Annotated in this window: 11 protein-coding genes; 7 read left to right on the top strand and 4 right to left on the bottom strand. The window is 64.4% G+C overall.

Translation table 11 applies throughout. The features are described from left to right. Positions 1-19 precede the first annotated feature (19 nt). Entirely contained in the window at positions 20-1,219 is a 1,200-nt protein-coding gene (locus ACT3TS_RS12100) for an MFS transporter (RefSeq protein WP_444531764.1), read from the top strand. 62 nt (positions 1,220-1,281) lie between these two features. On the opposite strand, the gene ACT3TS_RS12095 is transcribed toward ACT3TS_RS12100, so the two are convergent. Both ACT3TS_RS12095 and ACT3TS_RS12090 read right to left on the bottom strand, forming a co-directional pair. Further along, positions 1,282-2,865, bottom strand: a complete 1,584-nt coding sequence (locus ACT3TS_RS12095) for a fatty acyl-CoA synthetase (RefSeq protein WP_444531763.1) — start codon at positions 2,863-2,865, stop codon at positions 1,282-1,284. Positions 2,866-2,984: 119 nt separating this feature from the next. Then, complete coding sequence (locus ACT3TS_RS12090) at positions 2,985-3,659, bottom strand: phosphatase PAP2 family protein (protein ID WP_444531762.1); 675 nt, start codon at positions 3,657-3,659, stop codon at positions 2,985-2,987. A gap of 225 nt (positions 3,660-3,884) precedes the next feature. Here ACT3TS_RS12090 and ACT3TS_RS12085 point away from each other — a divergent pair, with 225 nt between their 5' ends. The 6 genes from ACT3TS_RS12085 (at position 3,885) to ACT3TS_RS12060 (ending at position 10,528) form a co-directional block, all read left to right on the top strand. Continuing rightward, positions 3,885-4,856, top strand: coding sequence for an ABC transporter ATP-binding protein (locus ACT3TS_RS12085; protein WP_444531761.1), 972 nt, complete (start codon positions 3,885-3,887; stop codon positions 4,854-4,856). A gap of 2 nt (positions 4,857-4,858) precedes the next feature. Beyond that, the gene (locus ACT3TS_RS12080; protein WP_444531760.1) at positions 4,859-5,749 is read left to right on the top strand and encodes an ABC transporter permease; all 891 of its coding nucleotides are present in this window, start codon (positions 4,859-4,861) and stop codon (positions 5,747-5,749) included. A gap of 48 nt (positions 5,750-5,797) precedes the next feature. After that, complete coding sequence (locus tag ACT3TS_RS12075) at positions 5,798-7,081, top strand: sensor histidine kinase (protein WP_444531759.1); 1,284 nt, start codon at positions 5,798-5,800, stop codon at positions 7,079-7,081. Positions 7,082-7,092: 11 nt separating this feature from the next. Then, positions 7,093-7,806 (top strand): response regulator, encoded by a 714-nt coding sequence (locus ACT3TS_RS12070; protein WP_444531758.1) that lies wholly within the window; start codon positions 7,093-7,095, stop codon positions 7,804-7,806. A 91-nt stretch (positions 7,807-7,897) separates the two neighbouring features. After that, positions 7,898-9,175 (top strand): M18 family aminopeptidase, encoded by a 1,278-nt coding sequence (locus ACT3TS_RS12065; protein ID WP_444531757.1) that lies wholly within the window; start codon positions 7,898-7,900, stop codon positions 9,173-9,175. A 102-nt stretch (positions 9,176-9,277) separates the two neighbouring features. After that, the gene (locus ACT3TS_RS12060; RefSeq protein WP_444531756.1) at positions 9,278-10,528 is read left to right on the top strand and encodes a low temperature requirement protein A; all 1,251 of its coding nucleotides are present in this window, start codon (positions 9,278-9,280) and stop codon (positions 10,526-10,528) included. Here the strand turns inward: ACT3TS_RS12060 and ACT3TS_RS12055 are convergent. Both ACT3TS_RS12055 and ACT3TS_RS12050 read right to left on the bottom strand, forming a co-directional pair. After that, positions 10,525-11,175: a DUF1345 domain-containing protein gene (locus tag ACT3TS_RS12055; protein WP_444531755.1), complete on the bottom strand. Its 651-nt coding sequence runs from the start codon at positions 11,173-11,175 to the stop codon at positions 10,525-10,527. The two genes, ACT3TS_RS12060 and ACT3TS_RS12055, sit on opposite strands and share 4 nt — an antisense overlap. A 7-nt stretch (positions 11,176-11,182) precedes the next feature. Further along, positions 11,183-14,908, bottom strand: a complete 3,726-nt coding sequence (locus ACT3TS_RS12050) for a TM0106 family RecB-like putative nuclease (protein WP_444531754.1) — start codon at positions 14,906-14,908, stop codon at positions 11,183-11,185. Positions 14,909-15,045 lie beyond the last annotated feature (137 nt).

Raw genomic sequence — 15,045 nt, 5'->3', positions numbered from 1 at the left:
TGTAAAGAGTGAATTCACCATGAACCAGCAGACCGTCCGCCGCGCGGCCATTGCCACGTTTGCAGTCTTTGCCATCAACGGCTTCGTCTTTGCCAGTTGGGCCGCACGCATCCCGGCCGTCACCCGCATTCTTGAACTGTCTGCCGGGGACATGGGCCTGCTGCTGTTGACCATCGCCGCCGGATCGGTCATTGCGCTGCCACTGGCCGGAACTGTTGTGGGCCGGTTGGGCACGGCCAACACGATCCGGGTTGGCGGCTTCACGGCAGCCTTTGGCGGGCTGATCATTGCCATCGCCCTGGCGCAGCATGCCGTCCCGCTCACGGCGGTCGGCTTGTTCTTCTTTGGCATCGGCATTGGTCTCTGGGACGTGGCCCAAAACATTGAAGGCGCGGACGTCGAGCGGCACCTGCGACGGACAGTCATGCCCCAGTTCCATGCCGGTTTTAGCGGTGGTGCGCTCGTCGGCGCCCTCGTCGGGGCGGGACTTTCCGCACTGGATGTCAGCATGCCGTTGCACCTGCTGGCCATTGTCATCGCCGTCTGCGCGGCCATGGTGTTTGTGCCAAAATATTTCCTGCCGGAGACGGAGTTGAGCGGCAGCAAGCAAACACAGGCCACCACGACCCTGAAGGGCCGCAGCGCCTGGACGGAAAAACGCACCCTGCTGGTCGGCCTGGTGGTCCTCGGGGCTGCCCTGACCGAGGGATCCGCCAATGACTGGATCGCCAAGGCCAGTGTTGACGGCCTCGGCACCTCCGAAGCCGGCGGGGCCATCATGTTCGCCGTCTTCGTGGCGGCCATGACGTTGTTCAGGTTCTTCGGCGGAACGTTCATCGACAAATTTGGCCGGGTGCCGGTTCTGTACGGCAGCCTCGGCTCGGCGCTTGTGGGCCTGGTGTTGTTTGTTGTGGCACCGAACATGGTGTTGGCCGGTGTTGGTGCCGTGCTCTGGGGTGCCGGCGCAGCCATGGGCTTCCCCATGGGCATGTCCGCAGCGGCCGACGACCCGGCACGGGCCGCCGCCCGCGTCTCAGTGGTGTCAACCATCGGCTACGTGGCATTCCTTGCCGGCCCGCCACTGCTCGGATTCCTCGGGGACCACGTCACCATCCGCTGGGCGCTGCTGGCCATTGCCGTCGCCATCGTGGCCTCGATCCTGACCGCCCCGGCGGCCAAACCACTGCCTGAATCAGAGCACCAGCGCGTCTCTCCCTAAGCGGCCGGAGCTGTGGCCGACCCCGTCTGGGCAACAGGTCCCTGCGCCCTGCGGCTTGGTGCCTAGCGTGGTTGGGCAACGTTGGCGTGCTCATCGCGCAGCTGGCGTTTAATGATTTTTCCGCTGGGGTTCTTGGGCAGCGAGTCAGCGATCACGACGTGTCGGGGTGCCTTGTAGCCGGCCAGGATGGTGCGGGTGTGTTGGATGACCAGTTCCTCGGTGAGGACAGCACCGGGTTTGGGGACGACAACCGCGGCAACGGCCTCGACCCAGCGTGGGTCGCTCACCCCAAAAACAGCAACTTCGGCAACGCCGTCGAGCCGGTAGATGGCTTCCTCCACTTCGCGGCTGGCGACGTTCTCCCCGCCCGTTTTTATCATGTCCTTTTTACGGTCCACGACGGTGAGCCGGCCCTCGGCGTCGAGGCAGCCGAGGTCGCCGGAATGGAACCATCCGTTGCGGAAGGCCTCGGCGGTCTTTTCCTCGTCCCGGTAGTAGCCCAGTGTGGCGTGCGGGCTGCGGTGCACGATTTCGCCAACCGTGCCCGCAGGCACAGGCTGGTCGTTGTCGTCGACGATGGCTGTCTCGACGTTCAGCGTGGCCCGGCCTGCCGAACCGGCGTGGGAGAGCTGCTCGTCGGGGCCGAGGATGGTGGCCACCGGCGACATCTCGGTCTGGCCGTAGAAGTTCCACAACCGCACGTTCGGCAGCCGCCGCTGCATTTCCTTGAGGATTTCAACGGGCATGGGCGAAGCGCCGTAGTACCCCTTGCGCAGCGACGACAAGTCCGTGGCGTCGAACTCGGGGGCGCGCAGCAGCGAGATCCACACCGTGGGTGGCGCGAAGAATTTTGTGACTTTCTCCCGCTCCATGGCGCGCAGAATCAAGGCCGGGCTCGCACCGGGCAGCAGGATGCTGCTGGCGCCCAGGTAAATGTCGGGGCCCAGGAAGCAGTCCAGCTGGGCGCAGTGGTACAGCGGCAGGGCGTGCAGGTCGACGTCGTCCGCGTCCATGCCGCCGTCGAGGGTGGCGCTGACGTACTCCCACAGCAGTGAACGGCTCGACAACAGCACACCCTTGGGCCTGGACTCCGTGCCGGAGGTGTACATCAGGCGCAGCGGGTCGTCGTCCGCAACTGCCACCTCGGGTGGTGGGCCCGCCGCGTTGAACCAGTCGGCCACATCGCTCCATCCGGCCGGCGCACCAGCGCCGGTGCGGCCAATGCAGGCGCGAATGGTGACGGCGGCCGAGGCTGCGGATTCCACTGCCTGGTCCATCACCGGAACCAAGGCAGCCTCCACCACGACGGCCGATGCGCCGCTGTGGTCCAGGATGTAGGCGATCTCGTCGGCGCCCAGCATGAAGTTGACGGGCACCAGGACGATGCCCAGCCGGGCGGTCGCGAAGGACAGGACCGCGAACTCCCAGCAGTTGTGGGAGAGCAGGGCCAGCCTGTCAGCCTTGGCCATCCCCGCACGGGACAGTGCCGCGGCGGCACGGTCGACCAGGGCGTCAAATTCGGCGAAGGTGAGCCGGGTGTCCCCGTCGGCAATGGCAAGTTTTTCCGGAAAGCGGCGTGCGGTGCGTCGCGGCAGGTCACCCAGTGCCTGCTGCCGGACCTGCTGGACGAGTGTGCTGGAATCCATGATTATCTCCCTTGATAATGGCCTCCGGATACTGGAATCCCCGTCCCGCTGCTGACCCGGACGATTCCTGCATCAGCTGTTGGGTCGTGCCAAGTCCTAAGATAGCACCAGGGTCTGCGTCAGCGGCCGGAAATATTCCGTTGCAGGCATGCGTCCTTGACTGCCGACCACAACAGGAGCGTGAGTCCGGCCCCCAACAGCGCTCCGGCAACGGTGTCGGAAAACCAGTGCGCGCCCAGATAGGTGCGGCTGTACATCATGGCCACACTGAGGATTGCACCGCTGATCCACATCCACAATCTTCCAAGCACGACGGCGGTCACCACCATCGCTGCCACCGTCCCGCTGACATGCCCAGACGGGTATGAACCGGAGTCGACGGCCACCAGGCGGTCGTCCGGGCGGGGCCGGCCCACCAGGAGCTTGATCAGGTGGGTGGCGCCCAGTGCGCCGAGGTTTGCGCCCGCGGAAAACAAGGCCAGCCGCGGGTGGCGGCGCAGCAGCACAAGGAACAGCAGCGCACAGTAGATGACCATGCCGGTGTTTCCGACAAAGTTCAGCACGCCGTTCGCGGAAGTCAGCCACGGTGTGCGCGAGGCCAGCATGAACTGGTTCCAGCCGGCGTCGAACGCTCCGAATGGGGGATTGTTGCCGGACGCCCACACCATCAAGGCGCCAGCCACGAGGAAAGCCAGCGCTGGCAAGGAGATCCACAGGAGGCGGGAGCGCGGGCAGTTCAGCGGCAGCAGTGCACCGCGCCTCGGAGGCTGGGGATGCGGCGGTTGTTGGGGCATCTGACGATTCTAGGCTGCTGCCGAAAGATCCGCTCAAACACCGCCGATACAAGCACCGGAACCGCTGAGGGCGCGACCACCCGGCCATCATCCATTCGGACTACCCTGAGTAAACCCTGAATCATCCCTGAGGTAGAAGAAATTCCCCGGATCGTTGCGTACGGTGGTTATAGATTCGCAAGCCGGGCTGCAACGGTCCGTCAGACCATCCAAAGGGGTGTCCACATGATTGAGGCAGTAAACCTGGCCAAGCACTACGGTGCCAAGGCCGCCGTCGGCGGTGTCACGTTCACCGTCAAACCGGGCATGGTGACAGGCTTCCTGGGCCCCAACGGTGCCGGCAAGTCAACCACCATGCGCATGGTCGTCGGGCTGGACAAGCCCTCGGCCGGCACAGTGACCGTCAACGGCAAGCGGTACGCCGAGCACCGCGACCCGCTGCATCAGGTCGGTGCCCTGCTGGATGCCAAGGCGGTGCACACCTCACGCAGCGCCTACAATCACCTGCTGGCCATGGCGGCAACGCACAACATCCCCACCAAGCGCGTCAACGAGGTCATCGACATGACCGGACTGGCCGCCGTCGCCAAGAAGAAGGCCGGCGGATTCTCCCTCGGCATGGGGCAGCGCCTGGGCATTGCCTCGGCACTGCTGGGCGATCCGCAGACGTTGATCCTCGATGAGCCGGTCAACGGGCTGGACCCCGAGGGTGTCCTCTGGGTCCGCAATTTGGCCAAGCACCTCGCCGCGCAGGGCAAGACAATTTTCCTGTCCTCGCACCTGATGAGCGAAATGGCCCAAACCGCTGATCACTTGATCGTGATTGGCCGCGGGCAGATCATTGCCGACGCCCCCATCGCCGAAATCCTTGCCGGCGCACAGCAGGCAAAGGTGCGGGTCCGCACCTCGGACGTCACACGGTTGAGCCAGCTGCTGGGCAGCAATGGCGTCAAGGTGGAGTGCAACGAGAATGAAACCCTCGAGGTTACCGGGCTCGACGCACGCCAGATCGCCGCCATTGCCCTGGAAAACCGGGTGCTGGTCTACGAGCTGACACCGCTGACGTCGTCCCTGGAAGAGGCGTACTTCAACCTGACCAAGGACGCGGTGGAATACCACTCGCAAGAATTGAATGACACCAATACTGGCCCTGATACTGGTTCCGAGCCGGTTCCCGCCGCTGTGAAGGGACTCTAAAGATGAGCACGACGACGATTTCCGCTCCGCACCGCTCGGTTGGCGGCTCATTGACGTTCGCCGGCGTCGTACGCAGCGAATGGATCAAGTTCCGGTCGCTGCTGTCTACGCGTCTGCTGCTGCTGTTCACGTTCCTGGCCGTTGTGGGTGTCGGGGCCATGGCTGCATGGGTTCAGGCCATGTCACTGGAAACGATCATGAAGTACGGCTCCGGCATGGGCATGGAAGGTGCTCCTGCACAAGGCATGTCACTGGCTGAGGCCGAACAGTTTACTGGTTTCAACCTGTACGCCATCCCCAATGCAGGCCTGCAGATTGGCATCCTGATTCTGGGAGCATTGGCCGTGCTGCTGATTTCCTCGGAGTTTGGGACCGGAATGATCCGCTCCACCGTGACTGCCGTGCCCACAAGACTGCCGGCATTTTTCGCCAAGGCCGTGGTCTTGGTCGTTGTCTCTTATATCTTGACACTGCTGGCCGCTGTCGTAACGACCCTGGTAGCCATGCCGATCTTCAGTGCCTACGGCATCGAATTGTCTTTCGTCTTGGACGGCGTGGTGTATTCCATCCTCATGGGTGGGCTATACGTAGCCGGGGTGGCACTGATCGGGCTTTCCCTGGGTACGCTGCTGCGCAGCTCGGCTGGCGGCATCATCGTGCTGGTGGTCGTGTTCTTCCTGCTCGACTTCGGTACGCAGCTGATGAGCATGATGCCCGGTGAATTCTGGAAGTATCTCAACCAGTATGTCCCGAGCGTGGCTGGTGGGCGCATGTTGGAAATCAATGACAAGTTGGCCTTCATCTCGCCTCTGTCCGGTGGCCTGATCTTCATCGGCTGGATTGTGATTTTCATGGTGCCGGCCATCATCGCCCTCAAGACTCGTGACGTCTAGGATCCGCTGACAGCCCGCCACAATTTCGGGGGGCAAAAGCTCACACTTATGCGCACATATGACCAGGCGGGGGACGCGGAACGAACGGCCGCATCCCCCGCCGACTTACGTTCCGCTGAGCGGCGGGCCGCTGAATTTGCGGCCCGCCGCCGCGGCGTTGTCAGAAGGTACTTTCACGCCCACCCCCGCATCATGGATGTGGTGGTGGTTTTGGCGTATCTGGTGGCCGGGTCAGGCATCTTCTTCAGCGGCAACTTCAAGGACGACCTGGGAGCCCACACGGTTCTTGTGCTGGCCTCGGCCACGGTGCTTATGTTCCGCAGGGACAACCCGCTGACCGTGCTGGCCATCCTGTCAGTATTTGAAATACTCAACGTTGCCGTGGTGCCAAATACCGGCAACGTGGGTGCCAGCCTGTGGTTTGCCTTGTACGCCGTCGCGGTGCGCTACCGGGCGGTTGTCAGCTTTGCCCTGGCAGTTGTCGCCGCGGTTCCCCTGGTCCTCTACATGTTGTTCCTCTTCGAGTACCCGGCGGCTTACATGGTCGAGGGCGGTCCCAGCGCAGAGGTCAACAGCATCATTTCCTCGATCGTCATGTTGTTTTCCAACATCATCGCTGTTGGCATCGGCGCGTCGGTGCGGCGCAGCCGCGCCCATGAGGACGAGCTGCGCCAGTGGGCTGTGCGGAACTCGCAACTGGCCTCGGTGGCCGAGCGCAACAGGATTGCCCGCGAAATGCACGACGTGGTGGCCCACTCGCTCACTGTCATGGTGGCGCTGTCAGACGGGGCCGCCGTCGTGGTCAAGCGTGACCCCGCCCAGGCGGGGGAGGTGCTGGGGCAGCTGTCCCACACCGGCCGCACGGCACTGGCCGACATGCGCAGGGTGTTGGGGGTGTTGCGCGATGATTCCGGCTCCAACAGGTCCCCGCAGCCGGACCACACCGACATGGGCGCGTTGATCGAGGGGTTCCGGCAGGCCGGACTGCCCATCACGTTCACCCAATCCGGGCCGCCCACCCCTGAGGACCCGGCGCTGGCACTGACCGTCTACCGGATTGTGCAGGAATCACTGACCAACGTGCTGCGCTACGGGACGGCCGTCTCGCGGGTCCGGGTGACCGTGGACAACAACCTGGTCCGCGGCGAGCTCTCGGTGCACATTTCCGATGACGGGCGCGGCACCATGAACACCTCGGTTGGAACAGGCCGCGGCATTGTGGGCATGCGTGAACGCGCAGGCATTTTTGCCGGTACTGTCGACGCCGGACCAGCGTCACACGGCGGCTGGTCAGTCAAAGCGCTGCTGCATCCCGCAGAGGGGCCGGAATGAAGGAGAAGGCAATGAGCGAATCTGTCGTGGAGGGTGCGGCCGGAGTTCCCGAGCGAATCAAGGTGCTGCTGGTCGACGACCAGCCGTTGCTGCGAATGGGGTTCCGGCTGATCCTTGAAGGTGAGGAGGACCTGCATGTTGTGGGCGAAGCGTCCAACGGCATTGAGGCGCTGGCCGCCGTCGAACGTCTGGACCCCGACGTGGTTCTCATGGATGTGCGCATGCCCCTCATGGACGGCATTGAAGCCACCGGCAAAATCAGCGCGTCCCCCTCCGATGCCAGCATCATCATCCTGACCACCTTTGACATGGACGAGTACGCTTTTGCCGGGCTGCAGGCCGGGGCCAGCGCGTTCCTGCTCAAGGATGTGGCCCCGTCCGAGCTCGTGCAGGCCGTTCGGCTGGTTGCCAGCGGAGACGCCGTGGTGGCGCCGCGGCTGACACAGCGGCTGCTGGAAAATTTTGTCCGCAGCCGCCCCGTCCGCCCCGTGATTCAACCCGACCCGCTGCTGGAGGAACTCACGCCGCGGGAACTTGACGTGGCGCAATGCATCGCCCAGGGGCTTTCCAACGCCGAGATTGCCCACAAGCTCTTCCTGTCCGAGGCGACCGTAAAGACCCACGTGCGGCGCATTCTCACAAAGCTGCACCTGCGGGACAGGGTCCAGGTGGTTGTCTACGCCTACGAAACAGGCATGGTTATTCCCAGCAATCCGGACTACTAACTGCTTCCGAACGCCGAACTGCAACAATTCTTGGGTTGCAAGCAGGCACGGCAGGCACCTGCGCTGTCAGCCTTCGTGATTGAATCGAAGCATGACTTCTGTTGAGCACATTCTGGACCTTCGCGACTTCATCGAGGCGTCGCCGTCGAGCTTTCATGCGGCCCGCGAATCGGGGCGGCGGCTGGCAGCAGCCGGTTTCACCGAGCTGGCGGAGTCGGCTCCGTGGCCTGTTCAAGGCAAGTACTTTGTGATTCGCGACGGTGCCATCATTGCTTGGCTTGTGCCGGAAAATGCTGCAAGCACCACGGGGTTCAATATTTTGGGTGCGCACACCGATTCGCCGTCGTTCAAGCTCAAACCAAAACCGACCACGGGGCGTTTTGGCTGGCTGCAGGCTGGCGTGGAGGTTTACGGCGGTCCCCTCATCAACTCCTGGCTTGACCGGGAGCTGCAGTTCGCCGGCCGCCTGGTTGACCTGGACGGTGCGGAGACGCTGGTGGCCACGGGCCCGCTGCTGCGGTTCCCGCAACTGGCCATTCACCTTGACCGGAGCAGCAATGACGGGCTGAAACTGGACAAGCAGCAACACATGAACCCGATTTGGGGCCAGGGGAACGCCGCGGACGAGGACCTGCTCGGACTGCTGGCGGACCGGGTGGGCGTGGACGCCTCGACGATTGGCGGCTACGACATTGTTGTGGCCGACACGCAGCCCGGGCAGGTGTTTGGTGCCAACAATGAGTTCTTTGCTGCCGGGCGCATGGACAACCTGACCTCGGTGCACGCCGGCCTGCTCGCGTTGATCGCTGCGGCGGAGTCGCCCGCAGCCGACGTGATTCCGGTCCTGGCCGCCTTCGATCACGAGGAAATTGGTTCTAATTCCCGCTCGGGGGCCTGCGGACCCATTCTGGAAGATGTCCTGACCCGGGTGTCGGACGGCCTGGGCGCCTCGGTGAGTGAACGCCGCCGGGCGTTCGTCAACTCCCTGTGCATCTCGGCCGACGCCGGGCACGCGGTCCACCCGAACTACTCCGAACGGCACGACCCGGCGAACCTGCCTGTCCTCAACGGCGGACCGCTGCTGAAGATCAACGCCAACCAGCGCTACGCCACCGACGGCGTTGGCGCTGCCATGTGGGCGAAACTCTGCGCCGCGGCGGGTGCCCCGTACCAGGAATTTGTCTCCAACAACAACGTCCCCTGCGGATCCACGATCGGCCCGCTGACGGCCACGCGCCTGGGCATCAGGACACTCGACGTGGGCACGCCGCTGCTGTCAATGCACTCGGCCCGGGAGTTGTGCGGCGTCGCCGATCCCTATTATTTGGCGCAGATCACGAAGACGTTCTTTGGCGGGCTGCCCGCCTAGCCTGACCCAACACAGAAGCGTCGCTGCCATCCTGCGGCAGGCCGGGGCGTAGTATTTTGCTCGGAATGCCAGCTCCCATCCGTGCGAAGGAAAGAGCGCCACGTGTCCAAGAACCGCATCAGCCATGCCTTCTCCAAAATGGGTGGCAGGGATCCGCAGGAAAAGGGGCGCGTTTCCACGCCCCTTGAACTGTTCTTTGACCTGACCTTTGCCATTTCCTTCGGTGTTGCGGCTGCACAATTCGCCGCAGCCTTGGCGGACGGCCACGTCGGTGCCGGCCTGATCGGCTTTTCCTTCGCCATGGTTGCAGTGGTGTGGGCGTGGATCAACTTCAGCTGGTTTGCCAGCGCCTACGACACGGACGACTGGATCTTCCGGCTTGTCACCATGGTGCAGATGGTGGGCGTGCTCATCCTCGTCATGGGGCTGGAACCCATGTTTGCTTCCATCGCGGCCGGTGAGCATGTCGACAACCGGGTCATGGTCCTGGGCTACGTTGTCATGCGGGTGGCCCTTGTCTTCCAGTGGCTGAGGGCTGCCAAACAAGACCCGCTGCGCCGTGACACGTGTCTGCGCTACGCGAAATACCTGACGCTCGCCCAGCTCGGCTGGGTGGCCGTGATCATCGTTGAGACCAGTGTTCCGGTGATGTTCTTGATGGCGGCGCCCCTGTTCATCCTGGAAATGAGCACCCCGGCGATTGCCGAACGCAAGGCCAAGACTCCGTGGCACGCCCATCACATCGCCGAGAGATACAGTTTGCTGGCCATCATCGCACTGGGCGAATGCCTGCTGGGGACGGTTGAAGCGCTGCGCGCCCTGGTCGCCGTCAGCGGGTGGACCCTGGATACGGCGGTTGTTGGCCTGGCGGGGACGGGGCTGGCGTTTGCCATGTGGTGGTTGTATTTCATCCTGCCGTCCGGGCAGGCCCTGCATGGCCGGCGGAACCGCTCCTTTGTCTTTGGCTACGCGCACATGCTTATTTTCGCTTCGATCGCCGCAACGGGGGCGGGCCTGCACGTGATGGCCTATTACCTTGAGGGCCGCACCGTCATTGGTGAAGGTGCTGTGGTTGCGGCCGTGGCCGTACCGGTCGTCATTTTTGCCCTGACGTTGACGGTGTTGTACGCCGTCATGGTGGAGGTTGAGCCGCTCCATTTCTGGCTGGGCGGCCTCCTGCTGGCCCTGTCTGCAGGCGCTGTTTCACTGGCGGCAGCGGGGGCACCCGTGGCGGTTTGCCTCGTGCTGATCGTTGTGGGCCCGGCGGTCATGATCGTTGTTGACGAAAATGTCGGGGACCGGCGCCGGCAGGCCGTGATGCAACGGTTGGCGGCCGGGAGCGCGGAAGACTAGGCGGTCAGGCTGACCACGAGGTTGATGGTGGTGGCCAGAATGCCGGTGCCAAACACAAAGGCCAGCAGGCTGTGCCGCAGCACCGCCGACCGCATGGCCCGGGTCGTGATGTTGGTGTCCGAGACCTGGTAGGTCATGCCCACGCTGAAGGCCATATAGGCAATGTCGGTGTACTGCGGCGGTTCCGCCTGGTTGAAGCTGATGCCGCCGGGCTCACCGGCATAGTAAATTTCGGTGTAGCGCAGGGTGAACAAGGTGTGCACCATGAGCCAGGACATGGCGGTGCAACTCAAGGCCAGCAACGCCAGCAGGAACCGACCCGTGCCGTGAACATCTGTGCTGCCCACCACAACAAGGACGACGGCGGCCAGGGAACCCACCGCGGCCAGCAAAATCAGCACATCGGAGATTCGGCGCCCGGGGTCTTCCTCCGCCGCGTAGGCGGCTGTGCGCCCGGCATCCATGGGCACAATCTGCAACCACACGGAGGCGTTGTAGAACAAGGCCGCCACCGCCCAGCCGACGGCGGGAGCATAAAACCAGGCACCCAGCACGACCGTCAGAACAGTGGCCAGGGCGCCACACAGCACCATCACGAGCAAGCGCCGCCGCCGGTGCCGTGCCCGGGACGAGATCACAGTGTTCATGGTGTGATCATGCCATGGTCGCGGTGCTGTTTCCCTGTCCAGCTGCGCACAGTCCGATGAAGGCCCCCAACTCGGCCATGCCCGAGGGCTTGCCCGGCATGAAGTTGCTCAGCCCCGGGGACCGGATGATGACGGCCCGCCACTGGCCGCGCGACACGGCCACGTTGATGCGGTTGCGGTTAAGCAGGAACTCCATGCCGCGCGGGGCGGCCGCGGGGTCGGCGCAGGCCATGGTCACCAGGACCACGGGGGCTTCCTGGCCCTGAAACTTGTCCACCGTGCCCACTCTGACGTCGGGCAGTCCCGCATTGTCCAGCGTTTCGCGCACCAGATGGACCTGGGCGTTGTACGCGGCGACCACCAGGATGTCACCCTGGTCCAGCGGACGTGGTTGTGCATCCGGGCCGGGCGTCCACATCAGCCCAAGGTGCGCCCGTGCCTGGGCCACCACCTCGGCGGCTTCCTCGGGGGAGGACTGCTTGTTGTCCTTTTCGTTAGCCGGGTCCTGGCTGATGTACACGGTTTCGACGCCGGGCGCCCTGCCCTCGAGGTGGCGCCGGGTGGCCGCCAGGGCGGATGACAGTTTGCCGTCGTAGCTCAGGCGAGACACCGCGGCGCACAAGTCCGGGTGCATGCGCCAGGAATCGGCCAAAAAGTATCCCAGCTCTTCAGGCAGCGTGGCATGACCCTCCGACAGCCAGCCCAGTGCCGATTCATCCACGGGTGCCGGATGTGAGCCCTGCGTGACCTGCGGCAGCTGCTGCGGATCGCCCAGCAGGAGCAGGTTCCTTGCCGCCCGGGAGACGGCGAGGGTGTTGGCCAGCGAATACTGCCCCGCCTCGTCAATGACAAGCAGGTCCAGCGATCCCGCCGGGACGTTCGCTCCGGTCATGGTCCACGCCGTGCCGCCAATCAAGGCGCCGCCGTCACCGTTCAGCAGCTTGGCGAACTGCTTGTCGTCGGTGATCTTCCATGGCACCTCGTGGGGTGCCGCGAGCTTTTTGCCCACACGCCCGGGGTCGGCCTTGGCCTTCTCGATCGCCGCACGCAGCATGTTTTCCACCACGGCGTGCGATTGTCCCACCACACCAATCTTCCACCCCTTCTTCATGAGCCGCGCGATGACGTGCGAGCCCACATGCGTCTTCCCGGTGCCGGGCGGGCCCTGGACGGCAAGATAGGAATGGTCAAGGTTCAGCACCGCTTCGGTGATGGCGCTGACGTAGTCATGCTCCCGGGTGCTGTGCCCGTCCCCAAGCACGACGGCGGCGGGCAGGTTCCCGCCGTCGGCCAGCCTGGGCGCGGCCTTGCGGAGAATGTCCAGCCCGGGGTGCTTGGGCAGGCGGGGAAGGCCGCCGCCCACCGTACCGGCGAGTTCCGACAGTGCCGCCCGGATGCTTGCCGTGGGGACTGGCTTGTTGGGGGCCAGCGCGATGGGCAGCTGGTTGTAGGGCTGCACCTTGGTGGTGGACTTCTCGGCGACCAGCAAGGTGGTCAGGTCCGGGGTTGCCGGGTCGGACATGTCCTCGAGCACGGTGATGTTGAAGAGACCGCCGCGCATGGCGGGATCCTTGCCTGATTCGGCAGGGTCCTCCTCCATGCCCTCGGGCAGTGGGGCGTTGTACATCCCAAACCACGTGGTGCCGGCCCGGAAATCCGAGCCCTCGGTGGCAGCCCCGGTCACCTTGAGCGTGCGGGATTCTGTCCGGGCCCGGGGCTTGTCTGCTGGTTTCGCCCAGTCGTCAACCACGTCAACGCCATCGATGCGGAGCATGTTGCGTTCCTCTGCCCAGGCTTCCGGGCCCTTCTCCAAACGGTCAAAGTGGCCCCACCAGAACTGCTTGTCCTCGCGCCGGTGGTAGCTGGCAGCAGCCGAGACCATGTCGATCGCATTCTCGTCGGCAGTGAGCTGGTAGCCCTTCTGCCCGCGCAGCCCGGCGATGAACTCATCGAGGCGGAGCTCCTCGGGGCTCGGCTCGTACGTGCTCGTCTTATCCTCTTGGAGCTTGAGCTTGCCACTGCCTGCCGTCCAGCTTTCCACCTGTGTGGCGGCACCAATTCTGAACAGCCAGTCCCGCAGGCGCAGTGTGGACACGCAGTCGTACTCGTTGTAGTCGCTGATTGACGACAAAGTCTCCGCAGCCTTGGCGGCCTGGGCAGCGTCTCCTGCGACTCCGGCGTCGCGCTGTGAGCAGTAGTCCGCGTAGGCCACCACGGAGGCCCCGGCATCCTTCACATCGCCGGAGCGGACGTTGGCGCCCATGTAAAAAGGTTCGAGCTTCTTGATGGAGTAGGAGCTCTCCGAAATGCGCACGGACTGGCGGACGGTGTCCAGCAGGTCGACGAGCAGGCCGGTGCGCAGCCAGTCGTCGATGATGTCCTCGGCCGCGCCGTCGCCGTGCATGACGGAGAGGTTGCGCAGCGCCGATTTTTCGTACGGCGCGTAATGGTAAACATGCATGTCCGGCCATGTTTTGCGGCGGGTCTGCACATAGTCAAGAAAGCGGAGGAACGCGTCACGTTCTTCGGCCCGGGAGTGTGCCCAGAACGGCTTGAAGACCAGATCCGCATCCGGCACGGACGCAGGGTCCACCCCGTCCGGCAGCGCCTCAATGGAGCCGAACAGGTACTCGATGCCCCATTTTTCCGTGACTGGGTCCTGCCACAGGGGGTCGCCCTCAAAGTCGAAGAAGATGTCGCCCGGGCTGGGAGCCGGGAGCTTGCTGACGGCCGGAAGCACCTTGAAGCTGATTTCATGAGCGTCGGGACCCTTGCCCGCAACGGCTGTCCCGTTGACGGCCTCCAGCCCCAGTTGAATGCGGGCCTGGTCGCGCAGGCGCACCAGCGGTCCCGCGGCAGCGGACGCCGGCAGGTCCGCCAATTCCTGCACGGTGTTGACGCCCTGGGCCATGAGTTTGCGGCGCTGGGACCCGGTCATGCCGTTGACCAGCAGCAGGTCCTGACGCTGGGCCACCTGCTCGGCGCAGTAGTCGCAGCGGCCGCAATAGTTGATGCCGTCCTGCCGCCAGTCAACGGGCAGCGGCTGTGCGCGGTGGGTGGCGGTCAGCGCCAGGAACCGCTCCCTGTGCTCACGGAACACGGGCAGCAAATCCGCCATGGGGTGGTCGCTGTGTTTCCGGTTGCCCAGCACCAGCGTCGCCACGGGGGCCACCGGGATTCCATACTTCTCCAGTTGGTCCCCGTAGGCGGCCAGCTGCAGCAGCGCGCTGACCCGGGCATGCCTGGCCAGCTTGGTGTCGTGCACGGCGTACGAACCGTCGGGCGCCTTCATAAGGAAATCCGCGAAGCCCACCATGGAACCGTCAAAGAACGTGGCCTGGAAAACCACCTCGGCACCGGTCCGCAAGGCCTCCAGGGTTTCTTCCCGCTTCGCTTCGAGGCTGGCCCATGTCGGGGCGGCGGGTCTGCCGTCCGGACCCGTGGTGCGGTCAACAACCTTCACGCCCTTGCCCGCGGCCGGATCCCAGTCGCCAAATGTGTCCCGGTACTCGCCGAGGATCTTCTCCTCGAAGGCGTCGCCCAGCCCGGCCGCGCGTTCCAGCATCTCGTCCTTGGCGAAGTCGGCACGGGGTGCCCGCCCCAGCTTTTCATCCAGGATCCGCAGCGTCCGGTACTGGCATTCGCTGGCTGTCACCAGGTCCGACGCCGAGAAAATCAGTGGAGCCCCGCCTGTTCCGGTCGTGGAATCTCCGGGGGAGTCGAGCAAAAACATGTCAGCGCCTTCCGTGCAGCGGGGATGCAGCACCTTGAATCTAGCAAGCGGCACTGACATTGCGTGCGTTGCAGGGACGGTGCGCGCGTTGGGGACGTCGCGGGTCGGCCGCCGCCGGGGCACACGCGACACGAATG

The sequence above is a fragment of the Specibacter sp. AOP5-B1-6 genome, assembly GCF_052376555.1.
Lineage (GTDB): Bacteria > Actinomycetota > Actinomycetes > Actinomycetales > Micrococcaceae > Specibacter.
The sequence above is the reverse complement of the archived record's forward strand: the minus strand, read 5'-3'. Positions and strand labels throughout refer to the sequence as shown.